This is a genomic window from Mycobacterium kubicae (genome assembly GCF_015689175.1).
GTDB classification, from domain to species: Bacteria; Actinomycetota; Actinomycetes; order Mycobacteriales; family Mycobacteriaceae; genus Mycobacterium; species Mycobacterium kubicae.
The window spans coordinates 3,215,696-3,241,348 of sequence record NZ_CP065047.1 but is presented as its reverse complement, the minus strand read 5'-3'; the positions used below and the strand labels follow the sequence as shown (position 1 = coordinate 3,241,348).

Below are 25,653 nucleotides of genomic sequence, written 5' to 3'. Positions count from 1 at the left end.
CATGCTTCGGGTGGCGGTTCCCAACAAAGGTGCGCTGAGCGAGCCGGCCGCCGAGATCCTGTCCGAGGCGGGGTATCGGCGCCGCACCGATCCCAAGGATTTGACGGTCATCGATCCGGTCAACAACGTCGAGTTCTTCTTTCTGCGACCCAAGGACATCGCTATCTACGTCGGATCCGGAGAGCTTGACTTCGGCATCACCGGACGCGACCTGGCGCTGGACTCCAACGCGCCGGTGCAAGAACGGCTGGCGCTGGGTTTCGGGTCGTCGAGCTTCCGGTACGCCGGCCCGGCCGGACGGGACTGGACGACGGCAGACCTGGCCGGCAAGCGGATCGCCACCGCCTATCCCCACCTCGTCGCGAAAGACTTGGCCGACAAGGGGATTGAGGCGACCGTCATCAGGCTCGACGGGGCGGTGGAGATCTCGGTGCAGCTCGGAGTCGCCGACGCCATCGCCGACGTGGTGGGCTCGGGTCGCACGCTGAGCCTGCACAACCTGGTGGCCTTCGGCGAACCGCTGTGCGATTCCGAAGCGGTGCTCATCGAACGGGCCGAGGTCGACGGCCACGAGGCGAAGGCCGCCCGCGACCAGCTCGTTGCCCGGGTGCAGGGCGTGGTGTTCGGGCAGCAGTACCTGATGCTCGACTACGACTGCCCGCGCTCGGTGCTCGACCAGGCCACCGCCATCACCCCGGGGCTGGAGTCGCCCACCATCGCGCCCTTGGCCGATCCCGACTGGGTCGCCGTCCGGGCGCTGGTCCCACGCCGTGGCGTCAACGGCGTCATGGACCAACTCGCCGCCATCGGCGCCAAAGCCATCCTGGCTTCTGACATCCGGTTCTGCCGTTTCTGATCATGTGTCGGCACCGTCGCTGTGTTAGCGTCCCGCTGAATGCTGTTGGTCTGTCCCAGGAGGGATTGCTGTGACGCATGTTCTCGTACTTCTACTAGCGCTGCTGCTCGGGGTCGTCGCGGGCTTGCGTTCCTTGACGGCTCCTGCGGTGGTCGCCTGGGCCGCGTTTCTGAGCTGGATCAACCTGCACGGCACCTGGGCATCGTGGGTCGGCAACATCGTGACAGTGGTGATCCTGAGCCTGTTGGCGGTCGCCGAACTGGTCAACGACAAACTGCCGAAGACGCCGCCGCGCACCGCGCCGCCGGTGTTCGCGGTCCGGCTCATCCTGGGCGGGTTCGCCGGAGCGGTCATCGGCACCGCGTGGGGCTACAAGTGGGGCGGCCTGGGCGCTGGTGTGGTGGGCGCCGTGCTCGGCACGCTGGGCGGTTTCCAGGCGCGTCGCCGGCTGGTCGCCGCCAACGGTGGGCGTGACCTACCGATCGCGCTGTTGGAGGACTCGGTGGCCGTCCTCGGTGGCTTCGCCATCGTCGCGGCAGCGGCCGCTCTGTGACAGAGCACTACGACGCAATCGTCGTAGGTGCCGGCCAGGCCGGGCCGCCGCTGGCGGGGCGGTTGACCGCGGCCGGTCAGCGGGTCGCGGTCATCGAACGCAAGCATGTCGGCGGCACCTGCGTGAACACCGGCTGCATCCCGACCAAGACGTTGGTGGCCAGCGCGCACGCCGCGCAACTGGCCCGCCGCGGCGCCGAGTACGGCATCGGCACCGGACAGATCAGCGTGGACATGGCGAAAGTCAAGGCCCGCAAAGACGACATCATGCTCACCGACCGCAAAGGTGTCGAGGGCTGGCTGGAGGGCATGGACGGCTGCACCCTGCTGCGCGGCCATGCCCGGTTCGAGGATCCGCACACCCTGCGGGTGGGTGATGAAGTCCTGCACGGCGACCGGATCTTCCTCAACGTCGGCGGCCGCGCTGTCGTGCCAGACATCCCCGGGCTAGAGGATGTCGACTATCTGACCAACGTGTCGATGCTCGAATTGGACACCGTCCCAGAACATCTCGTGATCGTCGGCGGCAGCTACATTGCGCTGGAGTTCGCGCAGATGTATCGGCGGTTCGGGGCCCGGGTCACGGTGGTCGAACGGGGACCGCGACTGGCCGGCCGCGAGGACGAGGACGTGTCGGCGACCATCCGCGACGTCCTGGAAGCCGAAGGAATCGACATCATCGTCGGCGCCGACGACGTGCGAATCAGCAAGCGGGACAACGGCTTCGACTTGACCGCCACCGCCGGCGCCGACGCCGTCACAGGTAGCCACCTACTGCTGGCTGTGGGCCGACGCCCCAACACCGACGACCTGGGCCTGGATGCCGCCGGGGTGCAGACCGATTCACGCGGCTACATCGTGGTCGACGACACGCTCAAGACCAACGTCGACCACATCTGGGCGATGGGCGACTGCAACGGCAAGGGCGCCTTCACCCACACCTCCTACAACGACTTCGAGATCGTCGCGGCCAACCTGCTCGACGACGACCCGCGCCGAGTCAGCGACCGCATCACCACCTATGCGCTGTACATCGACCCGCCGCTCGGGCGCGCCGGCCTCACCGTCGACCAGGTGCGGGCCTCCGGGCGCAAGGCGCTGGTCGGGAAACGGCCGATGACCCGTGTCGGACGCGCCGTGGAAAAGGGTGAGACCCAAGGCTTCATGAAAGTGGTAGTGGACGCCGACACCGAGGAGATCCTGGGCGCCGCCGTGTTCGGTGTGGGCGGCGACGAGGCGATTCACTGCATCCTGGACGTGATGTCGGCCAAGGCGCCCTACACCACGCTGTCGCGCACCATGCACATCCATCCCACGGTCAGCGAACTCATCCCGACCGTGCTGCAGGAGATGACCCCGCTGGACTGACCCGCGTCACAGACGCTGAATCAACAGCGTCTGCGCCGACGTTCCGACAAACCCGGTCGTGTCGAACAACTCGGCCGTGGTCACCCCGGCCCCATCCGGTCCGACGGATGCGCGGGCGCGCAGCGCGAAGTCATTGCCGACGGGCAAGCGATGCAGATGCACCACCGTGTCGGTGTTCATGAAGACGAACTTGTCGAAATCCAGAATCGCCCCGACGCCGTTGGCGCAGTCCACCACCGCAGCGAGGCGCTGCAGCGCCGACGCCGGCTCATCGTCGACAACATGCGCCTGCGGGCGGAACCACCACACCGCGTCGGAATGTCCGTCGGAGTACTGCGGGCGCGAGTCCAGTGCATCGAAATAGCCGTGGGCGTCCGCAAACGCCGCGGGCAGCGGCGCCGCCGGTCCCTCGACAAGCGGCGGGTACCGGTCGGATGCGGCATCGGCGGTGTCCGAGACCGCGACCAGCCAGGCGGTCACCCGCGCCACCGGCCGCTCGGTCACCAGTTCGGCGACCACCATGCTGATGCGTGAGCCCCGACGCTGCACCCACGCCCTGGCCCGCACGGGTGCGACCGGAACCGCGCCGAGCAGATCCAAGCTGAGGCGTGCGATGCGCTTGCCGGACCCGGCCGACAGTTCCTCGATCAGCTTGGTCAGTAACGCCAACGGGGGCGAACCGTGCTGGATCTCGCGGTTCCAGTTGCTGCGGGTGTAGTCGGTGGAGTCAAACGCCTGATACTCACCGCCGGAAGGAAGGCGGCGGTAGAAGCAACCGGTCATGCCACGGGTTCAGGCCAGCCCGGGTACGGCGGCGGCGTGCCACCGAAGGCCGGGCACAAATCCCGGTGGGCGCACCAGTCGCACAACCGCGACGGATTGGGCCGGAAATCGCCTGTCACACCGGCACTTTGAATAGCACGCCACATCGCCATCAGAGTCTTCTCGAAACGGAGCAGCTCGTCGTGGTCGGGGGAGTAGTCGAGCAGCTGTCCGTCGGCGAGGTAGATCAGCCGCAGCCGCGTAGGCAATACGCCGCGGGACCGCAACAGCGCGACCGCGTAGAACTTCATCTGGAACATCGCCTTGAATTCCGCCAGTGCCCGCGCCACCGGCGGCGCCTTGCCGGTTTTGTAGTCGACCACCCGCAATTCACCGGTGGCGGCGACGTCGACCCGGTCGATATACCCGCGCAGCAGCGTTCCGTCGGCCAACTCCACCTCCACGCGCTGCTCGCAGCCCTGCGGATCGAACCGGGTCGGGTCCTCGAGGCGGTAGTAGCCAGACAGCAACGCGCGGGCCTCGTCGAGCAGTTGGGCTCGGCGTTCGGTGTCCAGCTCGCTCGCCAACTCCGGTTCCGCGGCGATCACCTGTTCCCAGGCCGGCTCGACCAGGGACCGGGCCGTGGCGGGGTCACGCGATGGCGCCGGCAGACGGTACAGCTGCTCGAGGCTGGCATGCACCACCGAACCGCGAAGCTGCGCGGCCGACGGCGCCTCCGGCAACCGGTCGATGGCGCGGAACCGATACAGCAGCGGGCACTGCTTGAAATCCGCCGCCCGCGACGGCGACAGCGCCGGGCGGGGCATACGCGTCCCCCGCGGCGGTGCCGTCAGCTGCTCGGTCATAACCGCAGCCTAGGACGGGGCACCGACAACCCCGGGCACAAACTACGGCGCGTCGGCTGGCACGCTGGACGGCGTGTCAGCAACCGGCCCATTCACCGTCGGCGAACGCGTTCAACTCACCGACGCCAAGGGCCGCCACTACACGCTGGTGCTCACCGCCGGTGCCGAGTTCCACACCCATCGCGGCTCGATCGCCCACGACGCGCTGATCGGCCTCGAGCAGGGCAGCGTGGTCAAATCGAGTAACGGAGCGCTGTTTCTGGTCTTGCGGCCGCTGTTGGTCGATTACGTGATGTCGATGCCGCGCGGTCCGCAGGTGATCTACCCCAAGGATGCGGCGCAGATCGTCCACGAGGGCGACATCTTCCCCGGCGCCCGGGTCCTGGAGGCCGGCGCCGGCTCCGGCGCGCTCACGTTGTCGTTGCTGCGGGCGGTCGGCCCGCACGGACGGGTCGTCTCGTATGAACAGCGCGCCGACCACGCCGAGCACGCCCGCCGCAACGTGTCGACTTTCCACGGCGGCCAGGCACCGCCGAACTGGGATCTCATCATCAGCGATCTCGCCGACTCCGACCTGCCGGACGGCTCCTTCGACCGCGCGGTGCTGGACATGCTGGCGCCGTGGGACGTGCTGGACTCGGTCTCCCGGCTGGTGGTGGCCGGCGGGATGCTCATCGTCTACGTCGCAACCGTCACGCAGCTGTCGCGGGTCGTGGAGGCTCTGCGTGCTCAGCAGTGCTGGACCGAACCGCGGTCCTGGGAGACGCTGCAGCGGGGCTGGAACGTGGTCGGGCTGGCGGTGCGCCCGCAGCATTCGATGCGCGGTCACACCGCTTTCCTGGTTGCGACGCGCCGCCTGGCGCCCGGTGCGGTCGCGCCCGCGCCGTTGGGCCGCAAGCGCGAAGGACGCGACGGCTGACCCGGCTACTCGTCGTCGCTGCGGCGCAGCGAGCGGCGTACCGAGAGCAACTCGAACTCCGGGTGGGCGGCCACCAAGCGCTCGGCCGCGTCGAGGACGTCGACCACATGGCTGCGGTCCCCGGACACCACGGCCACGCCCATGCCCGCCCGCCGGTGCAGATCGTGAGATCCGGTCTCGGCGGCCGACACGCTGAACTTGCGCTGCAACTCCGACACCACGGGCCTGATCACCGACCGCTTCTGCTTGAGCGAGCGCACGTCGCCGAGCAGCAGATCAAACTCCAGCCATCCGATCCACATCCGCGGACTCAGCCGGGAGGCCCGGGTTCGGTAGGCGGCGGTGCCGGCTCGGGCGGCGGCGGTGGCGGGGCCGGGCTCGGGGACGGCGGGCTGGAAGCCCGCGAGTTGCCGAGCGCCAACAGCATTTCCGCGGTCTGTCGGGATAATTGCCAGCCACCTGGGTATGAGGTGAACTCCATGGGAAACGTGAACTGGCGATTGTTGGGTTGGGCGGTGGTGACGACGATGGTGGCCAAGACGTCGGAGGGATTCTTGTCCGACCAGGTGACGTTGTTGGCGGCGAACGTCATCGGCAAGAAGCCGCCGTCGCGCACCGCGGTGGTGAATCGGTCTAGGGCGGCGGCGGTTTCGGGGGTGGCCCCTTCGACGAGGTTGATCTTGTCCGCGCCCGCGACCGCCGGATCGGCGAGCCGGGACAGCACATCGGTGAGAGCTTCGGCGCCGGGCAGCGGAGCCGTCGGCGGACCGGCAACCACGCTCGACGTCGCGGGCGGTGCCGTCGGCCCGTCGGCCGCCAGCTTGCGCGCCGCGTCGTGCGTACACGCCGACACGCTCAGCGCCGCCATGAGCATGGCGGCACCCAGAGTTACGCGGAGGTTTCGGCGCGTCCCGCGCCTGGCTTCAACTACAAACAATTTGCAAATGCAGTGCAGGTCACATCGGCGGCCGCCGCGGCGGTTACCGCGACGACTTTCAGGCCTGTGGCTAGGGAATTCGCGATCACCGCGGTCCTTTCGCTCGGCCGGAGTCGAAGGCGAGATTACCAGTGGGACCCAAGTTGTTACTTTGCGTCGGCATTTGACTCCGCACATCAAACCGAAAACGCCGGTAGCGTTGGAGTATCCGCCACACCATTCCTGGTGCGGGAAAGGAGCGCAACATGGGTGACTCAGAGCGTTCTGAAGCATTCGGGACCCCCCGCGATATCCCTCTGTCCAGCGAAGACGCGGCAGAGTTGGAACAGCTGCGACGCGAAGCCGCAGTACTGCGCGAGCAACTCGACAACGCCGCGGGCCAGCCCGGCCCGGCGCGGTCGACCCGCGACGTGCATCAGCTCGAGGCGCGGGTCGACTCGCTCGCGGCGCGCAATTCGAAGTTGATGGAGACGCTGAAAGAGGCTCGCCAGCAGTTGCTCGCGCTGCGCGAGGAAGTCGACCGGTTGGGGCAGCCGCCCAGCGGCTACGGCGTACTGCTCGCCGCACACGACGACGAAACCGTCGACGTGTTCACCTCCGGCCGCAAGATGCGACTGACGTGCTCGCCCAACATCGACGCCACTTCGTTGAAGAAGGGTCAGACGGTCCGGCTCAACGAAGCCCTCACCGTCGTCGAGGCCGGCACCTTCGAATCGGTCGGTGAGATCTCGACGCTGCGTGAACTTCTCGCCGACGGGCACCGCGCCCTGGTGGTCGGCCACGCCGACGAGGAACGCATCGTGTGGCTGGCCGAGCCGCTGGTGGCCGAGGACTTGCCGGAGGGCACCATTGTCGACGGCATCAACGACGACACCCGGCCGCGCAAGCTGCGCCCGGGTGACTCCCTGCTGGTGGACACCAAAGCCGGTTACGCCTTCGAGCGCATCCCGAAGGCCGAGGTCGAAGACCTGGTGCTGGAAGAGGTGCCCGATGTCAGCTACGAGGACATCGGTGGTCTGACTCGCCAGATCGAGCAGATCCGCGATGCCGTCGAGCTGCCGTTCCTGCACAAGGAGCTGTACCGCGAGTACGCGTTGCGGCCGCCCAAAGGTGTGCTGCTCTACGGCCCGCCTGGATGCGGTAAGACGCTCATCGCCAAGGCGGTGGCCAACTCGCTGGCCAAGAAGATGGCCGAGGTGCGCGGCGACGATGCCCGCGAAGCCAAGTCGTACTTCTTGAACATCAAGGGTCCCGAGCTGCTGAACAAGTTCGTCGGCGAAACCGAGCGGCACATCCGGCTGATCTTCCAGCGCGCCCGGGAGAAGGCGTCCGAAGGCACACCGGTCATCGTGTTCTTCGACGAGATGGACTCGATCTTCCGTACCCGCGGCACCGGTGTCTCCTCCGACGTCGAGACCACCGTGGTCCCGCAGCTGCTGAGCGAGATCGACGGCGTGGAGGGACTCGAGAACGTCATCGTGATCGGCGCCTCCAACCGCGAGGACATGATCGACCCGGCCATCCTGCGTCCAGGACGACTGGACGTGAAGATCAAGATCGAACGCCCGGACGCCGAAGCGGCGCAAGACATCTTCTCGAAGTACTTGACCGAGGAGCTGCCGCTGCACGCCGACGACCTCGCCGAGTTCGGCGGCGATCGCACGGTCTGCATCAAGGCGATGATCGAGAAGGTTGTCGAGCGGATGTACGCCGAGATCGACGACAACCGGTTCCTGGAGGTCACCTACGCCAACGGTGACAAGGAAGTCATGTACTTCAAGGACTTCAACTCCGGGGCGATGATCCAGAACGTGGTCGACCGCGCGAAGAAGAACGCGATCAAGTCGGTGCTGGAAACCGGGCAGCCAGGTCTGCGCATCCAGCACCTGCTCGACTCGATCGTCGACGAGTTCGCCGAGAACGAGGACCTGCCCAACACCACCAACCCCGATGACTGGGCGCGGATTTCGGGCAAGAAGGGCGAGCGGATCGTCTACATCCGCACGCTGGTCACCGGCAAGTCGTCCAGCGCGTCGCGGGCCATCGACACCGAGTCGAACCTGGGTCAGTACCTGTAAGGGTCAGTCCGACAGCAGCGAATAGCTGTTGTTCAGGTCGTCCTGCAGGACGCGGGCGGCGCGGGTGGTCGTGTCGATCCGCAACTCTTCGGCGAGCACCCGGTGCTGATAGGTCCACCTCTCCGGCAGCTTGAGGCGGTCAGCGAGCTTCGGCAGGTCGGCGCGGGACAGGTTGGGGTCGACCACTTGGCTCCAGGTCTGCATCACCCAGCGCTGCCCCTGCGGGTCGTGCAGCTCGTAGATCTCTTCGCCGGCATCGAAGATGAAGACGGTGTTCCGGCTCACCTGATTGACGGTGTAAGGCGCGGGATTCATCGACGAAAGCAACACGGTGGCCTGCAGGACCATGTCGATTCCGCCGAAGTTCTTCGTGATGAGCGGTCCCTGCGGGGTCTTCTCGACGGAATTCATCAGCCAATAGCGGGGGCCGTTGAGTAATGCCCCCGCGGCGCGGTGTTCGGTCGCGATCGCCTGCGGGTCCAGCGCCGACCACAGCTCGGCCGGACAGTCGTTGAGCGGGTATGTGTTGTAGACGGCGGCCTGGGGACCGGCTTCGCCGGGAGTCACCAGCAGCACTTCGCCATAACGCTTGCCCGACATGTTTGCCGCATGTCGGGGCGCGGCCCGCCCGTCTTCGGTGGTCGACATCAAGCGAAATTAGCCACTGCCGTCTGCGCCGTCAACAACGGCATTCGGCGTGTGCGCAATATTCGCGCGGTACCGGCTTCGGGCTATCAACGCGGTGTGCAGATCATCGATCAGCGGATCGAGAAACATCGCCCGGTACTCGGCGTCGTCAACCGCGCGGGCGCTGATGTACATGAACGTCAGCGCGCCCAGGAACAGGCAGATGTGGATCAGGGAACTGGGCGCCGGAAAGGTCATGCCCAGCACCGTCGCCGTGTTGACGGTGGTGTGCGTCCACTCCTTGACCAACGGCGGAGTGAGGATCAGCAACCCGAGAATGAGGTAGATGGTGGCCGTCACCGACGCCACGACGAGGATCTCGACGAGTTGAGAGGTCGCCAGCAAGAAGACCACGTTCAGCCGTTCCGCCCGCTTCAGCGGTGCCCGCGGCGACGGGTCGGGCATCGCGGCAAACGGGGTGTCGGACAGGCTCTCGCTGCCTTCGGGCAGCACCGCGGTGTCGCGCAGCATCGGCCGCACCCGTTCAATGGTCTTGGACACGACGAATGCCCCGGCAATGGCCAGCAGGAAAACGATCGACAGCCAAAGCCTGGCGTCGCTGATGTTCGCCGCCATCAGCCACACGTAGGTGTTGAAGAACACCAGGGCGGTCAGCAGCACCACCGGCAGCGCCCGTATCGCCAGCTCGCCGACCGTCGCCAGGTGCGACAGCGTCATGCGCACCGCCCAGCCGAGCACCGACCCGATCCCACAGCCGGTCAGGACCAGCGTGAGAGTGAGGATGACGGCGGCCCGGGACAGTTGAACTGGATCGCTGCCGGCTTCGATGACGTCGGAAACGACCGCGATGGCCACGGCTACGGTCGCCGCTATCGCGCGGACCCGGACCGCCGAGATACGCGACACCAGCCAGCCGGCGAGGGCGGCCAGCGGGAGCGCGACCGCCAGCAGGCCCAGGATCACCCACTGCGAAGTCGTTGGGGTGCCGGCGATCTCGACGTCCCGGCCGGCGCTGACGAAATAGATCGCGAGCAGGCAACTCTCCACCGCCGCCCAGGCCGCCAGCATGGGAGCAGACCTCGACCACAGCCGGCGCCAGCGTCCGCGCGTGGTCAGTACCGAGGGCAAGCCCCGCAGCAAGAACCAACTCTCGGCCGCGGCCGTCGCCGACTCTCGGTGCACTAGCGAACGACGCGGGGAACGGTTCATGCCGGGTCACATTAGCCCCGGCCGCCACCCGCGCGCTGCTAGTCGGCGCGCGCACCTACTCTTTAAGGCATGCAACGGATTATCGGGACGGAGGTCGAGTACGGCATATCCTCGCCGTCAGACCCGACCGCCAACCCGATCCTCACCTCGACTCAGGCGGTACTGGCTTACGCCGCCGCCGCCGGTATACAGCGCGCCAAACGCACTCGTTGGGACTACGAGGTGGAATCGCCGCTGCGAGACGCCCGCGGCTTCGACCTCAGCCGTTCGGCCGGCCCGCCGCCCGTCGTCGACGCCGATGAGGTCGGCGCCGCCAACATGATCCTGACCAACGGCGCCCGGCTCTACGTCGACCACGCTCACCCGGAGTACTCCGCGCCCGAGTGCACCGACCCGCTGGACGCGGTGATCTGGGACAAGGCCGGCGAGCGCGTCATGGAGGCCGCGGCCCGCCACGTCGCCAGCGTGCCCGGCGCAGCCAAACTGCAGCTCTACAAGAACAACGTCGACGGCAAAGGGGCCTCCTACGGCTCCCACGAGAACTACCTGATGTCGCGGCAGACACCGTTCTCGGCCATCATCGCCGGCCTGACCCCGTTCCTGGTCTCCCGGCAGGTGGTCACCGGTTCCGGCCGAGTGGGCATCGGCCCCTCCGGTGACGAGCCCGGATTCCAGCTGTCGCAGCGTTCGGACTACATCGAGGTCGAGGTCGGCCTGGAAACCACGCTCAAGCGCGGCATCATCAACACCCGCGACGAACCGCACGCCGACGCGGACAGATACCGCCGCCTGCACGTCATCATCGGCGACGCCAACCTCGCCGAGACGTCGACCTACCTGAAGCTGGGCACCACCGCGCTGGTTCTCGACCTCATCGAGGAAGGTCCGGCGCACGGCATCGACCTGACCGACCTGACCCTGGCCCGGCCGGTGCACGCGGTCCACGCCATCAGCCGCGACCCGGCGCTGCGCGCGACGGTCGCGCTGGCCGACGGTCGTGAGTTGACCGGCCTTGCCCTGCAACGGATTTACCTGGACCGGGTGGCCAAGCTGGTAGACAGCCGCGATCCCGACCCGCGGGCCTCCGACATCGTCGAGACCTGGGCGAACGTGCTGGACCTACTCGAGCGCGACCCGATGGAGTGTGCCGAACTGCTCGACTGGCCGGCCAAACTCCGACTGCTCGAAGGGTTCCGGCAGCGGGAGAACCTGAGCTGGTCCGCACCCCGGCTGCACCTGGTCGATCTGCAGTATTCCGATGTCCGGCTGGACAAGGGGCTGTACAACCGCCTGGTCGCGCGCGGGTCGATGAAGCGTCTGGTGACCGAACATCAGGTGCTGGAAGCCGTCGACAAGCCCCCCACCGACACCCGCGCTTACTTCCGCGGTGAATGCCTGCGCCGGTTCGGCGCCGACATCGCCGCGGCCAGCTGGGACTCGGTGATCTTCGACCTCGGCGGGGATTCGCTGGTTCGCATCCCGACGCTGGAGCCGCTGCGGGGCAGTAAGGCCCATGTGGGAGCGTTATTGGACTCGGTGAGCAGCGCGGTGGAGTTGGTGGAACAACTGACCAGCTGACACTGGTTAAACCGAGAAACGTCGGTGCTGACCGGTAGGGTAGAGAAAAGCTTGCGGGCGTATCACGCGCACGCATGGCCTCTAGAAGGCCAGTGACCAAGCAGGAGGCGGCGATGGCGCAAGAGCAGACCAAACGCGGGGGCGGCGGCGGAGACGAAGACGACGTCACCGGCAGCACCGCTGCGGGTCAAGAGCGTCGCGAGAAGCTGACCGAGGAGACCGACGATCTGCTCGACGAGATTGATGACGTCCTCGAAGAAAACGCCGAGGACTTCGTGCGTGCATACGTCCAAAAGGGCGGACAGTGACCTGGCCGTTGCCCGATCGCCTGTCCCTGAAATCAGCACTATCCGGATCATCCGCCGTAGACCTGTCGTCCTTCGCTGACTTCCTGCGCCGCCAGGCGCCGGAATTGCTGCCCGCCAGCATCAGCGGAGGCGAACCCTCCGCCGCAGCTCAACTGCCACACGGCACCACCATCGTGGCCTTGAAATACCCCGGCGGCGTCGTGCTCGCCGGTGACCGCCGCTCGACCCAAGGCAACATGATCGCCGGTCGCGACGTGCGCAAGGTCTACATCACCGACGATTACACGGCCACCGGCATCGCCGGTACCGCCGCCATCGCCGTGGAATTCGCCCGCCTTTATGCCGTCGAGCTCGAGCACTACGAGAAGCTCGAAGGCGTCCCGCTCACCTTCGCCGGCAAGGTCAACCGGCTGGCGATCATGGTGCGCAGCAACCTGCCCGCCGCCATGCAGGGCCTGGTGGCGCTGCCCCTGCTGGTCGGTTACGACCTCTCGGCTCCCGACCCGGAATCGGCGGGCCGCATCGTCTCCTTCGACGCAGCCGGCGGCTGGAACATCGAAGAAGAGGGCTATCAGTCGGTGGGCTCGGGTTCGATCTTCGCCAAGTCATCGATCAAGAAGCTGTACAGCCAGGTCACCGACGCCGACTCGGCGCTGCGGGTAGCCGTGGAAGCGCTCTACGACGCCGCCGACGACGACTCCGCCACCGGTGGGCCGGACCTGGTGCGCGGCATCTACCCCACGGCTGTCACCATCGACGCCGAAGGGGCGGTCGATGTCGCAGAGGAGCGCATCGCCGGATTGGCCCGCAGCGTGATCGAAAGCCGCTCGCGCGCGGACACTTTCGGCCCCGACGGCGGTGAGAAGTGAGCTTCCCGTATTTCATTTCCCCTGAGCAGGCGATGCGTGAGCGCAGCGAGCTCGCGCGCAAAGGCATCGCCCGCGGCCGCAGCGTCGTGGCGCTCGCGTACGCCGGGGGAGTGCTGTTCGTCGCGGAGAACCCGTCGCGGTCGTTGCAGAAGATCAGCGAACTCTACGACCGGGTCGGCTTCGCGGCCGCCGGCAAGTTCAACGAATTCGACAACCTGCGCCGCGGCGGCATTCAGTTCGCCGACACCCGCGGCTACGCCTACGACCGCCGCGACGTCACCGGCCGGCAGCTGGCCAACGTTTACGCGCAAACGCTGGGCACCATCTTCACCGAGCAGGCCAAGCCCTACGAGGTCGAGTTGTGCGTGGCCGAGGTCGCGCACTACGGCGAGACGAAAGCCCCGGAGCTCTACCGCATTACTTATGACGGTTCGATCGCCGACGAGCCGCATTTCGTGGTGATGGGCGGCACCACCGAGCCGATCACCAACGCGCTCAAGGAGACCTACACCGAAAACGCTGACCTCCCGGATGCGTTGCGCATCGCGGTGGAGGCGTTGCGGTCCAGCAGTGTCGACAACCCGAGCAACGGTCAATCCAGCATCGCTGGAACCAGCCTGGAGGTCGCCGTCCTCGACGCCAGCCGGCCGCGGCGCGCCTTCCGCCGGATCACGGGCGCCGCGCTGGAGACCCTGCTGCGAGATGTCGAAAACGGCGCCGCATCCGACGGCGAAGCCCCGGAATCGAACGGCGAGTCGTCAAGCTGACGCGCGACACAGCCAGCCGCCACACGCAACTGCGGCGCGGCACTATCACCGCGCCGGTGTGACAACCAGTACGCTCGATTACGTGCAGCGACGAATCATGGGCATCGAGACCGAGTTCGGTGTCACCTGCACATTCCACGGTCATCGCCGACTCAGCCCGGACGAGGTAGCCCGCTACCTATTCCGCCGAGTCGTTTCCTGGGGTCGCAGCTCTAACGTTTTCCTGCGCAACGGCGCCCGCCTGTACCTCGATGTGGGCAGCCACCCTGAATACGCCACCGCGGAATGCGACAGTCTGGTACAGCTGGTCACCCACGACAGGGCCGGCGAATGGGTGCTCGAAGACCTGCTGGTCGACGCCGAGCAGCGGCTTGCCGACGAAGGCATCGGCGGTGACATCTACCTGTTCAAGAACAACACCGACTCGGCGGGCAACTCCTACGGCTGCCACGAGAACTACCTGATCGTGCGGGCCGGTGAGTTCTCCCGGATCTCCGATGTGCTGCTGCCGTTCCTGGTCACCCGCCAGCTGATCTGCGGCGCGGGCAAGGTGTTGCAGACGCCCAAGGCGGCGACCTTCTGCCTTTCCCAGCGCGCCGAGCACATCTGGGAGGGCGTCTCCTCGGCGACCACCCGCAGCCGTCCGATCATCAACACCCGCGACGAGCCGCACGCCGACGCCGAGAAGTACCGACGGCTGCACGTCATCGTCGGTGACTCCAACATGTGCGAGACCACCACCATGCTCAAGGTGGGCACAGCCGCGCTGGTGCTCGAAATGATCGAGGCCGGGGTGGCCTTCCGCGACTTCTCGCTGGACAACCCGATCCGCGCCATCCGCGAAGTCAGCCATGACATCACCGGCCGGCGGCCGGTGCGGTTGGCGGGCGGGCGTCAGGCCAGCGCGCTGGACATCCAACGGGAGTACTACAGCCGCGCCGTCGAACACCTCCAAACCCGCGAGCCAAACCCGCAGATCGAGCAAGTCGTCGACCTGTGGGGCCGCCAACTCGACGCCGTCGAGAGCCAGGACTTCGCGAAGGTCGACACCGAGATCGACTGGGTGATCAAGCGCAAGCTGTTCCAGCGCTACCAGGACCGCTACAACATGGAGTTGTCGGACGCCAAGATCGCCCAATTGGACTTGGCCTACCACGACATCAAGCGCGGCCGCGGCGTGTTCGACCTGCTGCAGCGCAAGGGTCTGGCGGCGCGCGTCACCACCGACGAAGACATCGCCGAAGCCGTCGACCATCCGCCGCAGACCACCCGCGCCCGGCTGCGCGGCGAATTCATCAGCGCCGCCCAAGCCGCCGGCCGTGACTTCACCGTGGACTGGGTGCACCTCAAGCTCAACGACCAGGCACAGCGCACCGTGCTGTGCAAGGACCCGTTCCGCGCGGTCGACGAACGGGTCAAACGCCTCATCGCGAGCATGTAGCGCCACCCCGGTGGCCTAATCTGGAGCCAATGGCGACCTCGAAAGTCGAACGACTGGTCAATCTCGTCATCGCCCTGCTGTCTACCCGCGGATACATCACCGCGGAGAAGATCAGGTCAAGCGTGGCGGGTTACTCCGACAGCCCCACCGCTGAAGCGTTCTCCCGAATGTTCGAGCGCGACAAGAACGAACTGCGCGACCTCGGCATCCCCCTCGAGGTGGGCCGGGTGTCCAACCTGGACCCCACCGAGGGCTACCGCATCAACCGCGACGCCTACGCGCTGCCGTCCGTGGATTTGACCGCCGAGGAGGCGGCCGCGGTCGCGGTCGCCACCCAGCTCTGGGAGTCGCCCGAGCTGATCACCGCAACCCAGGGAGCGCTACTCAAGCTGCGCGCGGCGGGGGTGGACGTCGACCCCGACGCGCCGGTGGCCATCGCCTCGCCCGCGGGCGTGCCGGGCTTGCGGGGGTCGGAGGAAGTCCTCGGAATCCTGTTGTCCGCCATCGATGCTCGCCAGGCCGTGCAGTTCGCGCACCGGTCGACGCGCGCCGAGCCCTACACCACCCGCACGGTGGAGCCGTGGGGCGTGGTCACCGAGAAGGGCCGCTGGTACCTGGTCGGCCATGACCGCGACCGCGACGCCACCCGTACCTTCCGCCTGTCGCGCATCGGCGGCGAGGTGAAGCCGATCGGCCCGCCGGGAGCGGTGACCATCCCGGATGGTGTCGACCTGCGCCACATCGTGGCCCAAACGGTCAGTGAAGCACCCAGCGGTGTGCACGCGACGGTGTGGGTGGCCGACGGGCGAGCCACCGCTTTGCGCCGCGCCGGCACCCGCATCGGGCCGCGCCGACTGGCCGGCCGCGACGGAGAGGTGATCCAGCTCGACATCGGGTTCAGTGACCGCCTGGCGCGTGAGATCGCCGGCTACGGTCCGGACGCCATCGTGTTGGCGCCCCCGTCGCTGCGCGACGATGTGCTGGCCCGATTGGCTGCGCAGGCGGGAGTTGAGGAGGAGCGGCTATGACTTCCGTTTCCACCCGGCTGGTGCGGCTGCTCAATATGGTGCCGTACTTCCAGGCCAACCCGCGGATCACCCGAGCTGAAGCCGCGGCCGATCTGGGGGTGTCCGCCAAGCAGCTCGAGGAAGACCTCAACCAGCTGTGGATGTGCGGCCTGCCGGGATACCTGCCCGGTGATCTGATCGATTTCGCCTTCTCCGGTGACACCGTCGAGGTGACCTTCTCGGCAGGCATCGACCGGCCGCTCAAGCTCACCTCGCCGGAAGCCACCGGGCTCTTGGTGGCGCTGCGCGCGCTGGCCGATATCCCCGGGGTGGTCGATCCGGAGGCCGCGCGCAGCGCCATCGCCAAGATCGCGGTGGCCGCAGGCGCCGCCGGCAACGACACCGCGGCGGCCGTCGTCGACGAGCCGGCACCCGTCGAGAGCCGGGCCGCCGCGACCGTTCGCGCAGCGGTGCACGACAAACGTGCGCTGACCATCGACTACTACTCCGCCTCGCACGACTCGCTGACCACCCGGACCGTCGACCCGATCCGGGTCCTACTGATCGGTGGCCACAGTTACCTGGAGGCCTGGTCACGCGAGGCCGAGGGCGTTCGGCTCTTCCGCTTCGACCGCATCGTCGACGCCACGGAGCTCAGTGAGCCGGCCATGCCGCCCGAACCGGTGTTGCAGGCGCCGCCGGACACCTCGCTGTTCGACGGCGATCCGTCGTTGCCGTCGGCGACGCTGCTGGTAGCGCCGTCGGCGTCGTGGATGTTCGAGTACTACCCGCTTCGGGTGCAGCGCGAGCTGCCCGACGGCTCGTGCGAAGTCGCCATGACCTACGCCTCCGAGGCCTGGATGACCCGCCTGCTGCTGGGCTTCGGCTCCGATGTTCAGGTGCTGGCCCCGGAGTCGCTGGCGCAGCGGGTGCGCGACCAGGCGGCCGCGGCGCTTGCCGCCTATCGCGCCGCTGAGCAGGGCTGATCCCGGCGAAGCGGGCGGCGCGCGCGGCCGGTGCGCCTCGCTTGGGCCGGACAGCGGCACCCGCTGCGGTAACATCGGGTCAACGTCTGGAGGTAATCAAAGTGGGCAGTCTCAGTCCGTGGCATTGGGCGATCCTCGCCGTCGTGGTGATCGTGCTCTTCGGTGCCAAGAAGCTCCCCGATGCGGCGCGCTCGTTGGGCAAGTCGATGCGAATCTTCAAATCCGAGGTCCGCGAGTTGCAGAACGAGAACAAGTCAGAAGCGTCCCCTCAGACCCCTGCGGCGTCCCCCACACCCGTCGAGTCGCAGCGTGTCGACCCCCCAGCCGCTGCTGAGCAGGGTCACACCGAGGCGCGGCCGGCCTAGCCGGCGCCACTGACCGTATGTCGTGAACGGCTCTAGGGTTTCAGCGCGCGCTTTTGGTCTTTTCAAGCGGCTCAACCCCCGGCAACGGCGCAGCCGCGTCAACCCCGACGCGACCATGTCGCTGGTCGACCACCTAACCGAGCTGCGCACCCGCCTGCTCATCTCGTTGGCGGCCATCCTTTTGACCACCATCTTCGGATTCATCTGGTATTCGCATTCGGTCTTCGGTCTGCGAAGCCTCGGCGAATTCCTGCGCGAGCCCTACTGTTCGCTGCCGCAGTCCGCTCGCGCGGAAATCAGCGCGGACGGTCAGTGCCGGCTGCTGGCGACCGCGCCGTTCGACCAATTCATGTTGCGGCTCAAGGTCGGAATGACCACCGGGATCGTGCTGGCCTGCCCGGTGTGGTTCTACCAGCTCTGGGCGTTCATCACCCCCGGCCTGTACAAGAAGGAACGCCGCTTCGCGGTGGCGTTCGTCATTCCGGCGGCCGTGCTGTTCGCGGCCGGCGCCGCGCTGGCTTATGTGGTGCTGTCCAAGGCGCTTGGCTTCCTATTGACCGTCGGCAGCGACGTCCAAGTGACCGCCCTGTCCGGTGACCGGTACTTCGGCTTCCTGATCAACCTGCTGGTGGTGTTCGGCGTCAGCTTCGAATTCCCCCTGCTCATCGTCATGCTCAACATGGTCGGCATGCTCACCTACGAGCGGCTCAAGTCCTGGCGGCGCGGGTTGATCTTCGCGATGTTCGTGTTCGCGGCGGTATTCACGCCGGGGTCTGATCCGTTTTCGATGACCGCACTCGGGGTAGCGCTAACCGTGTTGCTCGAGTTCGCCATTCAGATTGCCCGCATCCATGACAAGCGAAAAGCCAAGCGTGAAGCGTCGATACCCGATGACGAAGCCTCCGTCATCGACCCACCCGCGCCGATACCGGCGCCGTCGGTGATCGGCGGACCTCATGACGACGTCACCTAGCCACTGCGCACCCTCGCCGGTGACGACGTGAGCGATCTGCCCGAGCTTGACCGGTTCGCCACCGAACTGTCCTTCCAGCTCGACGACTTTCAACGCCGGGCGTGCGCCGCGCTGGAAGGCGGTCACGGTGTGCTGGTCTGCGCACCGACGGGCGCGGGCAAGACGGTGGTCGGCGAATTCGCCGTTCACCTGGCCCTCGCCGCGGGCGGGAAGTGCTTCTACACCACACCGCTGAAGGCGCTGAGCAACCAGAAGCACACCGACCTGGTGGCCCGCTACGGCCGCGACCGCATCGGGTTGCTCACCGGTGACCTGTCGGTCAACGCCGACGCGCCCGTCGTCGTCATGACCACCGAAGTGCTCCGCAACATGCTCTATGCGGATTCGTCTGCGCTGCAAGGCCTTTCGCATGTGGTGATGGACGAGGTGCATTTCCTTGCCGACCGGATGCGCGGACCGGTGTGGGAAGAGGTCATCCTGCATCTGCCCGACGAGGTGCGGGTGGTCAGTCTGTCGGCCACGGTCAGCAACGCCGAGGAGTTCGGCGGCTGGATCCAGACCGTGCGCGGCGACACCACCGTGGTGGTCGACGAACACCGACCGGTGCCGCTGTGGCAACACGTTCTGGTGGGTAAGCGGCTGTTCGACCTGTTCGACTACCGCTCCGGTGACCCGGCCAACCAGCAGACCCACGGCACCATCGGCAAGCCCCACGTCAACGCCGACTTGGTGCGCCACATCGCGCACCGCCGCGAGGCCGACCGGATGTCGGATTGGCAGCCGCGCCGGCGCAACCAGGGTCGGCCCAGCCGGCCCCGCTTCTACCGGCCGCCGGCACGGCCGGACGTCATCGCAATCCTGGATGCGGCCGGCCTGCTGCCCGCCATCACCTTCGTGTTCTCCCGAGCCGGGTGCGACGCGGCCGTCCAACAGTGCCTGCGTTCGCCGCTGCAATTGACCACCGAATCCGAACGCGCGCAGATCGCAGAGGTCATCGACCACCGCTGCGGTGACCTCGACGACGCCGACCTGGCAGTCCTGGGCTACTACGAGTGGCGGGAGGGCTTGCTGCGCGGGCTGGCCGCTCACCACGCCGGCATGCTGCCCGCATTCCGCCACACCGTCGAAGAGTTGTTCGCCGCCGGCCTGGTCAGAGCCGTCTTCGCCACCGAAACCCTGGCGCTCGGCATCAATATGCCGGCCCGCACGGTCGTCCTCGAGCGGCTGGTGAAGTTCAACGGCGAACAGCACGTGCCGCTGACGCCGGGGGAGTACACCCAGCTGACCGGACGCGCCGGCCGGCGCGGCATCGACGTCGAAGGCCACGCGGTGGTGTTGTGGCAACCCGATGTGGAACCGTCCGAGGTGGCCGGACTGGCGTCGACGCGCACCTTCCCGCTGCGCAGTTCGTTCGCGCCGTCCTACAACATGACCATCAACCTGGTCCAGCGGATGGGTCCTGAGCAGGCGCATCAACTGCTCGAACAGTCCTTCGCGCAGTACCAGGCCGACCGATCCGTCGTCGGGCTGGTCCGCGGGATCGACCGCGGCAAACGGATGCTCGACGAAATCGCCGGTGAATTCGGCGGGCACGACGCGGCGATCTTCGACTACGCCCGCATCCGCGCGCAGATTTCGGACATGGAACGCTCCCAGGCCCGCGCGTCCCGGCTGCAGCGCCGGCAAGCGGCCAGCGACGCACTCACCGCCCTGCGCCGTGGGGACATCATCAACATCACCCACGGCCGACGCAGCGGGCTTGCCGTCGTCTTGGAGTCCGCGCGAGACAGCAGCGACCCGCGGCCGTTGGTGCTGACCGAGCATCGCTGGGCTGGGCGCATCTCGTCGGCCGACTATTCCGGGGTGACGCCGCCGGTCGGGTCGATGACGTTGCCCAAACGGGTCGAGCACCGCCAGCCGCGGGTGCGACGCGATCTGGCGTCGGCGCTGCGAACGGCTGCCGCGGGCCTGCTGCCCTCGGCCGGTCGGCGCTCCGGGGGCCGCGGCAACCAGGACGGCGAATTCCACGATCCGGAGCTGGCGTCGTTGCGGGAAAAGATGCGCCGCCATACCGCACACCAGGCGCCCGACCGCGAAGCGCACATGCGCGAAGCCGAACGCTATCTGCGCATCGAACGGGACAACGCGCAGTTGGAGCACAAGGTCGCCGCCGCGACGAACTCGCTGGCCCGTACCTTCGACCGGATCGTCGGTCTGCTCACCGAGCGCGGGTTCATCAAAGGGCCCGCCGACGACCCCCAGGTCACCGACGACGGACGGTTATTGGCGCGGATCTACAGCGAGAGTGACCTGCTGGTGGCCGAGTGCCTGCGCACCGGAGCGTGGTCGGGTCTTAAGCCGCCCGAGCTGGCGGCCGTGGTCTCGGCGGTGCTCTACGAGTCGCGCGGTGATGCGCCGAGCGCCCCGTTGGGCGCCGAAGTGCCGACGCAGAAATTGCGGCAGGCGCTCAGCCAGACTGCGCGGCTGTCCGCGGCGCTGCGCGCCGACGAGCAAACACACCGGATCTCCCAGAGCCGCGAACCCGACGACGGCTTCGTCACCGTCATCTACCGCTGGGCGCGCACCGGCGATCTGGCCGCGGCCCTGGCGGCCGCCGACGCCGCGGGCACCGGATCACCCCTGTCTGCAGGCGATTTCGTGCGCTGGTGCCGGCAGGTCCTCGACCTGCTTGACCAGGTTCGCAATGCCGCCCCGGACCCTGACCTGCGGGCCACCGCGAAGCGCGCTATCAATGACATTCGGCGCGGCGTCGTGGCAGTTGACGCCGGGTAGGCTGAGCCGGAGCTACGGTTACATCGTCCAATGTGATCGGCAAAGCCAGGACAAGACGTACTAGGAGAATTCATGAGCGGACCGCAGGGACCGGGGCAGTCGTGGCAACCCGGCCAAGCCGGCGACCATTCCTCCGACCCGACCATGGCGGGGTCGCCCTGGCAGCAGCAACCCAATCAGGACGCGACCTGGCACGCGCCGGCGTACACGCCGTCCGAGTACCCGCAGTACCAGCAGCCTGGTGAGGCCTACCCGCAGCAGTACCCGCAGTCGGGCTACGGCTCGGACTTCGGTTCGCAAGCCACCCAGTACGGCGCGCCGCCGCAGTATGGCCAGCCGGGCCAGTACCAGCAGCCGGGCCAATACGGCCAGCCACCGCAATACGGCCAGCCCGGTCAGCCGGGCCAGTATGGTCAGCCCGGCCAGTACCCCGGGCAACCAGCTCCGTACAGCCAGCCCGGCAAGAAGCGCTCTACGGCGCTGATCGCCAGCATCGTCGGCGTGGTCGCGGTGCTGTTCATCGCGGTGATCCTGGTGTTGGGCTTCTGGCAGCCGGGGTTCTTCGTCACCACCAAGCTCGACGTCAACAAGGCGAATGCGGGTGTGCAGCAGATCCTGACCGACGAGACCAACGGCTACGGCGCCAAGAACGTCAAAGACGTCAAGTGCAACAACGGGTCCGACCCGACCGTCAAGAAGGGTGGCACGTTCGACTGCACCGTCAGCATCGACGGCGCCTCCAAGCACGTCACCGTGACCTTCCAGGACAACAAGGGCACCTACGAGGTCGGTCGGCCGCAGTAACCGTCACGACGGCAGCGCGTCGAGAGCCTTCTGGAGTCGTTTGATCGACGACCCGACGCCGTACTGGGTGGCCAGCTGGGCGGTCCGGGTGGTGTCGACGGCATGCAGGGGAAGTTTGTCGGTGCGCGTGGACAGCGTGACCGGAGCGTCGGTGGCCACTCGCACCACCGGCTCGGCGGCCCTGATGTAGTCCGACGATGCGCGCAATTTCGTGCGTAACCCCTTGGCCAACTTCGACTTTGGGTCGTTGGCGGCAGCGATGATCCGTTCCAGCGAGCCGTGCTGGGCCAGCAGGGTCGCTGCGGTCTTCTCGCCGATGCCCGGCACGCCCGGCAGCCCGTCGGACGGGTCGCCGCGCAACAAGGCCAGTTCGGCGTAGGCCGGGCCGGCCCGATCTACCGGCACCCCGTAGCGTTCGGCCAGCTCTTTGGGTCCGAACAAGGTGGCCTTCGACATGCCGCGGCCCAGATAAAGCACTCGGACCGGCACGTGGTCGTCGCTGACCACCTGCAGCAGATCGCGGTCGCCGCTGACCACGATCACCGGGTCAGTGCGCTCCTTCGCCGCCAAGGTGCCCAGGACATCGTCGGCCTCGTAACCGGGTGCGCCCGCCGCGGGAATACCGAAAGCGTCCAACAACTCCATGATCATGTCGATCTGCGGGGTCAGTTCGTCGGGCACCTCTTCGATGTCGGGTTGATCGGAGGGTTCTTCTTGGACCACGCGATGCGCCTTGTACGACGGGATGAGGTCCACCCGGAACTGCGGGCGCCAGTCGAGGTCCAGGCAGACGACCAGTCGGCACGGGCGCTGCTGGCTGACCAGCACCGCCAACGAGTCGATGAACCCGCGCACGGCGTTGACTGGACGGCCGTCGGGCGACTTGATCGACGACGGCACGCCGAAGTACGAGCGAAACCACATGCTGGGGCCGTCCAGCAGCAACACAGGTGCGGGCATGCGCGCTATGGTCTCACGCGCGCCGCCGACGATTAGCCTGGCTGCCATGGGCTCTCATCGATTCGACACCGCGGTGCATGCGCGACGGCTGGCAGCAGCGGCTGCCGCGGCCGCTGACGCCGGTCTGGCCGGTCTGGTGATCACTCCCGGTTACGACCTTCGCTACCTCATCGGCTCGCGGGCGCAGACGTTCGAACGACTCACCGCGCTCGTCATCCCGGCCTCCGGTGACGCCACCGTGGTATTGCCCCGGCTGGAGTTGGCATCGTTGGCCGACTCCGCCGCCGTCGAACTGGGGGTCAGCGTGCAGGAATGGGTCGACGGCGAGGACCCGTACCGGTTGGTACGAGACGCGTTGGGGGGTGCGGCGGCGGCAGTCACTGAATCCATGCCCGCCTTGCACCTGCTGCCCCTGGCCGAGGTGCTGGGCGCAGTGCCGGTGCTGGCCACCGATGTGCTGCGCCAGTTGCGAATGATCAAGGAGCCCGCGGAGATTGACGCGCTGCGCAAGGCGGGTGCGGCGATCGACCGGGTCCATGCCCGGGTGCCGGAGTTTCTGGGGCCGGGTCGGACCGAGGCTGATGTTGCCGCCGACATCGCCGAAGCCATTGTCGCCGAGGGCCATTCGGAGGTGGCGTTCATCATCGTCGGCTCTGGTCCGCACGGTGCCGACCCGCATCACGAGGTGTCGGACCGTGAGCTGCAGCCCGGCGACGTCGTCGTGGTGGACATCGGCGGCAGCTACGAGCCCGGATACCATTCGGACTCGACCCGCACGTACAGCATCGGCCAGCCCGATCCTGAAGTGGCCAAGCAATATTCGCTGCTACAGCAGGCTCAGCGTGCCGCGGTGGCGGCCGTCCGTCCCGGTGTGACCGCAGAGCAGGTCGACGCCGCCGCCCGGGATGTGTTGGCTGAAGCCGGACTTGCCGAGTACTTCGTGCACCGGACCGGGCACGGCATTGGCTTGTGCGTGCACGAGGAGCCCTACATCGTTGCCGGCAATGATCTGCCACTGGCGCCGGGCATGGCGTTTTCGGTTGAGCCGGGTATCTACTTCCCGGGGCGCTGGGGTGCCCGCATCGAGGACATTGTGATCGTGACCGAAGACGGTGCTGTGTCGGTCAATAACCGGCCCCACGAGCTGATCGTCGTCACCTAGCGGCTACAGGCCCGGAACCAGGCGAGGTGGTAGTTGGCCGCCGCCTTGTCGCCGGCGACCAGCGCGTCAATGGCGGCGAGCAGTTGCCAGTTTCCGACGTCGTGGGCGTCGACGTTGTCGGGATAGCTGTCCAAGACTTTGGTGCCGACGTCCTTCAGGTGCTGGTGCAGCAGATCGACCTCGGAGTCGAGGACGCCGGTGCCCGCGGATGCGGCTTTGGCCAGCGTGTGGGCCAACCGGGGGAGGCCGTCGCGCCATTGGGTGGCCTGCCCGAGTTCCCAGCCCAGTTCGTCGATCTCCGGGGCGTGCCGTGGCCGGGAGGAGGTGGGGATCGGCTCGTCGGCGTCGGTCACATGGTGGATTGGGGTGTAGGCGGCGGCGATCGTTACTTCGCCGAGCAGGGCTTCGACGTTGCCGCGGCGTCGTGCCGGCTGCAACAGGGTGACCGCGGCCGGAAGGTCGATGCCCGGCGGGATCCACCCGCTGGCCAGGTCCGTGGTCAGAACGGTGGTGTTGTCGGGACGGTCGCCAACCACCCACGCCAGGCGAGGTTGTTGGCGCGCAACCGAATTCACCAGCCGCTGCAGGCGTGCGCGGGCGGTGGCGTCGGCCGATGCGGCGCCGGCTGCCGCTCCCGTGGCGGTCGCTGCGACGGCTTCGGTGGCCACGTTCGACGGCGGGAGCGGTTTCGCCGCTGGAGGGGTTTGCCGCACGACGGCTGGTTGACCTGTGCCGGCCTGGCCGGCCGAGGGATGGACCGGTGCTGAGGACGGTGTCGCCGGCTGCATGGGCGGTGAGCTGGGCAACGCGGCGGACTGTGTCGCTGTGACGGGCGGGCGTAGGTCGGCGCCATAGGTGGGGAGTGGCGTCGACGGCGAGGGCGCGACGAGGTTGGGGTTCGGCGCGACCGGACCCGCGACAATGGGCGCCGCGGGAGCCTCAGCCGCGTGCTGGACCGGAGGCGGAGGGGAGTCGACGACCGGCGCGTGTACAACCGGGTTCGCGACGGCCGCAGGCGCGGTCGGGGGAGCATGCGGCACTTGCTCGGTGGGAGTGATGGGGTGCGGAACCGGATTCGCCGCGGCGGAAATCGGCGCGCCCGAGTCCATGCCCTTGTTGAAGCTCTGCATGAGCTCGGCGGGTGTGGTGGGGGGTGGGGGTGGGGTGACGGGGGGTAGTTGGCCGCTGGGGGTGGTGGGCAGCGCCGAATTGCCGCCCGGCGAAGGTGACGGCAAGGCATTTGGCGAGAACGCTGGCGGTGTGGGATGCACTCCACTTAGCGGCATATACGGCTGACCGGCGCTCGGAGAGGGGGGCGAAGTGACCGAAGGCGGTGATAAGCCGCGGCCAGCCGCGCCGCCCAAATTACCTGTGAGGCTTGTAGTTCGGACGGTAACTGGCATCGGACCGTTGGAAGCCGCAGGCGCCGCACCGCCGGTTCCAAG

At 67.5% G+C, this 25,653-nt stretch carries 25 protein-coding genes; 17 read left to right on the top strand and 8 right to left on the bottom strand.

The window, feature by feature from the left end; translation table 11 throughout:
- The first annotated feature begins 1 nt into the window (after position 1).
- From hisG to I2456_RS15210, 3 genes are all read left to right on the top strand, one after another.
- Positions 2 to 856, top strand: a complete 855-nt coding sequence (hisG, locus tag I2456_RS15220) for an ATP phosphoribosyltransferase (protein ID WP_068162995.1) — start codon at positions 2 to 4, stop codon at positions 854 to 856.
- 70 nt (positions 857 to 926) lie between these two features.
- A complete protein-coding gene (locus tag I2456_RS15215) occupies positions 927 to 1,409 on the top strand; it encodes a glycine zipper 2TM domain-containing protein (protein WP_068033368.1) in 483 nt (160 codons plus the stop codon).
- Positions 1,406 to 2,776 (top strand): FAD-containing oxidoreductase, encoded by a 1,371-nt coding sequence (locus I2456_RS15210; protein WP_068162992.1) that lies wholly within the window; start codon positions 1,406 to 1,408, stop codon positions 2,774 to 2,776. Before I2456_RS15215 ends, I2456_RS15210 begins: the two co-directional genes overlap by 4 nt.
- 6 nt (positions 2,777 to 2,782) lie before the next feature.
- On the opposite strand, the gene I2456_RS15205 is transcribed toward I2456_RS15210, so the two are convergent.
- Complete coding sequence (locus I2456_RS15205) at positions 2,783 to 3,559, bottom strand: thioesterase family protein (RefSeq protein ID WP_068162989.1); 777 nt, start codon at positions 3,557 to 3,559, stop codon at positions 2,783 to 2,785.
- Positions 3,556 to 4,365: a RecB family exonuclease gene (locus I2456_RS15200; protein ID WP_116645822.1), complete on the bottom strand. Its 810-nt coding sequence runs from the start codon at positions 4,363 to 4,365 to the stop codon at positions 3,556 to 3,558. Before I2456_RS15200 ends, I2456_RS15205 begins: the two co-directional genes overlap by 4 nt.
- A 112-nt stretch (positions 4,366 to 4,477) precedes the next feature.
- On the opposite strand from I2456_RS15200, the gene trmI reads away from it, so the two are divergent.
- Positions 4,478 to 5,323, top strand: a complete 846-nt coding sequence (gene trmI / locus I2456_RS15195; protein ID WP_068162984.1) for a tRNA (adenine(58)-N(1))-methyltransferase TrmI — start codon at positions 4,478 to 4,480, stop codon at positions 5,321 to 5,323.
- Between the two features lie 5 nt (positions 5,324 to 5,328).
- Here trmI and I2456_RS15190 read toward each other — a convergent pair whose 3' ends face one another.
- Positions 5,329 to 5,625 carry a DUF503 domain-containing protein gene (locus I2456_RS15190; RefSeq protein WP_068162981.1) on the bottom strand — a complete coding sequence of 99 codons (297 nt, stop codon included), beginning with the start codon at positions 5,623 to 5,625 and terminating at the stop codon, positions 5,329 to 5,331.
- A gap of 8 nt (positions 5,626 to 5,633) precedes the next feature.
- Positions 5,634 to 6,197 carry a lipoprotein LppK gene (gene lppK, locus I2456_RS15185; protein ID WP_068033373.1) on the bottom strand — a complete coding sequence of 188 codons (564 nt, stop codon included), beginning with the start codon at positions 6,195 to 6,197 and terminating at the stop codon, positions 5,634 to 5,636.
- Between the two features lie 308 nt (positions 6,198 to 6,505).
- On the opposite strand from lppK, the gene arc reads away from it, so the two are divergent.
- The gene (arc, locus tag I2456_RS15180) at positions 6,506 to 8,338 is read left to right on the top strand and encodes a proteasome ATPase (protein WP_085075431.1); all 1,833 of its coding nucleotides are present in this window, start codon (positions 6,506 to 6,508) and stop codon (positions 8,336 to 8,338) included.
- 3 nt (positions 8,339 to 8,341) lie between these two features.
- Here arc and I2456_RS15175 read toward each other — a convergent pair whose 3' ends face one another.
- Both I2456_RS15175 and I2456_RS15170 read right to left on the bottom strand, forming a co-directional pair.
- The gene (locus I2456_RS15175; protein ID WP_116645821.1) at positions 8,342 to 8,938 is read right to left on the bottom strand and encodes a hypothetical protein; all 597 of its coding nucleotides are present in this window, start codon (positions 8,936 to 8,938) and stop codon (positions 8,342 to 8,344) included.
- Between the two features lie 57 nt (positions 8,939 to 8,995).
- On the bottom strand, positions 8,996 to 10,195 hold the full coding sequence (locus I2456_RS15170) for a hypothetical protein (RefSeq protein ID WP_085075430.1): 1,200 nt from the start codon (positions 10,193 to 10,195) through the stop codon (positions 8,996 to 8,998).
- A gap of 69 nt (positions 10,196 to 10,264) precedes the next feature.
- Between I2456_RS15170 and dop the strand changes: the two genes are divergently transcribed.
- From dop to I2456_RS15115, 11 genes are all read left to right on the top strand, one after another.
- Entirely contained in the window at positions 10,265 to 11,773 is a 1,509-nt protein-coding gene (dop, locus tag I2456_RS15165) for a pup deamidase/depupylase (protein WP_068162974.1), read from the top strand.
- Positions 11,774 to 11,886: 113 nt separating this feature from the next.
- Entirely contained in the window at positions 11,887 to 12,081 is a 195-nt protein-coding gene (locus I2456_RS15160; protein ID WP_068033397.1) for a ubiquitin-like protein Pup, read from the top strand.
- Positions 12,078 to 12,950 (top strand): proteasome subunit beta, encoded by an 873-nt coding sequence (gene prcB / locus I2456_RS15155; protein WP_085075429.1) that lies wholly within the window; start codon positions 12,078 to 12,080, stop codon positions 12,948 to 12,950. The genes I2456_RS15160 and prcB overlap by 4 nt, the downstream gene beginning before the upstream one ends.
- On the top strand, positions 12,947 to 13,717 hold the full coding sequence (gene prcA / locus I2456_RS15150) for a proteasome subunit alpha (RefSeq protein ID WP_085075428.1): 771 nt from the start codon (positions 12,947 to 12,949) through the stop codon (positions 13,715 to 13,717). Before prcB ends, prcA begins: the two co-directional genes overlap by 4 nt.
- Before the next feature lie 82 nt (positions 13,718 to 13,799).
- Positions 13,800 to 15,158: a Pup--protein ligase gene (gene pafA / locus I2456_RS15145; protein WP_116645693.1), complete on the top strand. Its 1,359-nt coding sequence runs from the start codon at positions 13,800 to 13,802 to the stop codon at positions 15,156 to 15,158.
- 29 nt (positions 15,159 to 15,187) lie between these two features.
- Complete coding sequence (locus I2456_RS15140) at positions 15,188 to 16,186, top strand: helix-turn-helix transcriptional regulator (protein WP_068033381.1); 999 nt, start codon at positions 15,188 to 15,190, stop codon at positions 16,184 to 16,186.
- Entirely contained in the window at positions 16,183 to 17,151 is a 969-nt protein-coding gene (locus I2456_RS15135; protein WP_068033382.1) for a helix-turn-helix transcriptional regulator, read from the top strand. Before I2456_RS15140 ends, I2456_RS15135 begins: the two co-directional genes overlap by 4 nt.
- Positions 17,152 to 17,252: 101 nt before the next feature.
- A complete protein-coding gene (gene tatA / locus I2456_RS15130; protein ID WP_068033383.1) occupies positions 17,253 to 17,516 on the top strand; it encodes a Sec-independent protein translocase subunit TatA in 264 nt (87 codons plus the stop codon).
- A gap of 115 nt (positions 17,517 to 17,631) precedes the next feature.
- The gene (gene tatC / locus I2456_RS15125) at positions 17,632 to 18,489 is read left to right on the top strand and encodes a twin-arginine translocase subunit TatC (protein WP_068033384.1); all 858 of its coding nucleotides are present in this window, start codon (positions 17,632 to 17,634) and stop codon (positions 18,487 to 18,489) included.
- A gap of 27 nt (positions 18,490 to 18,516) precedes the next feature.
- Entirely contained in the window at positions 18,517 to 21,282 is a 2,766-nt protein-coding gene (locus tag I2456_RS15120) for a DEAD/DEAH box helicase (RefSeq protein WP_085075427.1), read from the top strand.
- A 72-nt stretch (positions 21,283 to 21,354) separates the two neighbouring features.
- Positions 21,355 to 22,086, top strand: coding sequence for a DUF4333 domain-containing protein (locus tag I2456_RS15115; RefSeq protein WP_068033386.1), 732 nt, complete (start codon positions 21,355 to 21,357; stop codon positions 22,084 to 22,086).
- A 3-nt stretch (positions 22,087 to 22,089) separates the two neighbouring features.
- Here I2456_RS15115 and I2456_RS15110 read toward each other — a convergent pair whose 3' ends face one another.
- Positions 22,090 to 23,046, bottom strand: a complete 957-nt coding sequence (locus tag I2456_RS15110; protein ID WP_068159366.1) for a 5'-3' exonuclease — start codon at positions 23,044 to 23,046, stop codon at positions 22,090 to 22,092.
- A gap of 46 nt (positions 23,047 to 23,092) precedes the next feature.
- Here I2456_RS15110 and I2456_RS15105 point away from each other — a divergent pair, with 46 nt between their 5' ends.
- A complete protein-coding gene (locus I2456_RS15105) occupies positions 23,093 to 24,208 on the top strand; it encodes a M24 family metallopeptidase (RefSeq protein ID WP_085075426.1) in 1,116 nt (371 codons plus the stop codon).
- On the opposite strand, the gene I2456_RS15100 is transcribed toward I2456_RS15105, so the two are convergent.
- Positions 24,205 to 25,443, bottom strand: coding sequence for a DUF5631 domain-containing protein (locus tag I2456_RS15100; protein ID WP_205880172.1), 1,239 nt, complete (start codon positions 25,441 to 25,443; stop codon positions 24,205 to 24,207). The two genes, I2456_RS15105 and I2456_RS15100, sit on opposite strands and share 4 nt — an antisense overlap.
- Positions 25,444 to 25,653: the final 210 nt, after the last annotated feature.

Coding starts and splice junctions, on each gene's coding strand:
- I2456_RS15170 (WP_085075430.1), bottom strand. CDS start 10,195: ATGAACCGTTCCCCGCGTCGTTCGCTAGTGCACCGAGAGTCGGCGACG.
- I2456_RS15190 (WP_068162981.1), bottom strand. CDS start 5,625: ATGTGGATCGGATGGCTGGAGTTTGATCTGCTGCTCGGCGACGTGCGC.
- dop (WP_068162974.1), top strand. CDS start 10,265: ATGCAACGGATTATCGGGACGGAGGTCGAGTACGGCATATCCTCGCCG.
- I2456_RS15205 (WP_068162989.1), bottom strand. CDS start 3,559: ATGACCGGTTGCTTCTACCGCCGCCTTCCTTCCGGCGGTGAGTATCAG.
- I2456_RS15115 (WP_068033386.1), top strand. CDS start 21,355: ATGAGCGGACCGCAGGGACCGGGGCAGTCGTGGCAACCCGGCCAAGCC.
- I2456_RS15110 (WP_068159366.1), bottom strand. CDS start 23,046: ATGCCCGCACCTGTGTTGCTGCTGGACGGCCCCAGCATGTGGTTTCGC.
- I2456_RS15140 (WP_068033381.1), top strand. CDS start 15,188: ATGGCGACCTCGAAAGTCGAACGACTGGTCAATCTCGTCATCGCCCTG.
- I2456_RS15135 (WP_068033382.1), top strand. CDS start 16,183: ATGACTTCCGTTTCCACCCGGCTGGTGCGGCTGCTCAATATGGTGCCG.
- I2456_RS15200 (WP_116645822.1), bottom strand. CDS start 4,365: ATGCCCCGCCCGGCGCTGTCGCCGTCGCGGGCGGCGGATTTCAAGCAG.
- I2456_RS15175 (WP_116645821.1), bottom strand. CDS start 8,938: ATGTCGGGCAAGCGTTATGGCGAAGTGCTGCTGGTGACTCCCGGCGAA.
- tatC (WP_068033384.1), top strand. CDS start 17,632: ATGTCGCTGGTCGACCACCTAACCGAGCTGCGCACCCGCCTGCTCATC.
- lppK (WP_068033373.1), bottom strand. CDS start 6,197: ATGCTCATGGCGGCGCTGAGCGTGTCGGCGTGTACGCACGACGCGGCG.
- I2456_RS15160 (WP_068033397.1), top strand. CDS start 11,887: ATGGCGCAAGAGCAGACCAAACGCGGGGGCGGCGGCGGAGACGAAGAC.
- arc (WP_085075431.1), top strand. CDS start 6,506: ATGGGTGACTCAGAGCGTTCTGAAGCATTCGGGACCCCCCGCGATATC.
- hisG (WP_068162995.1), top strand. CDS start 2: ATGCTTCGGGTGGCGGTTCCCAACAAAGGTGCGCTGAGCGAGCCGGCC.
- I2456_RS15105 (WP_085075426.1), top strand. CDS start 23,093: ATGGGCTCTCATCGATTCGACACCGCGGTGCATGCGCGACGGCTGGCA.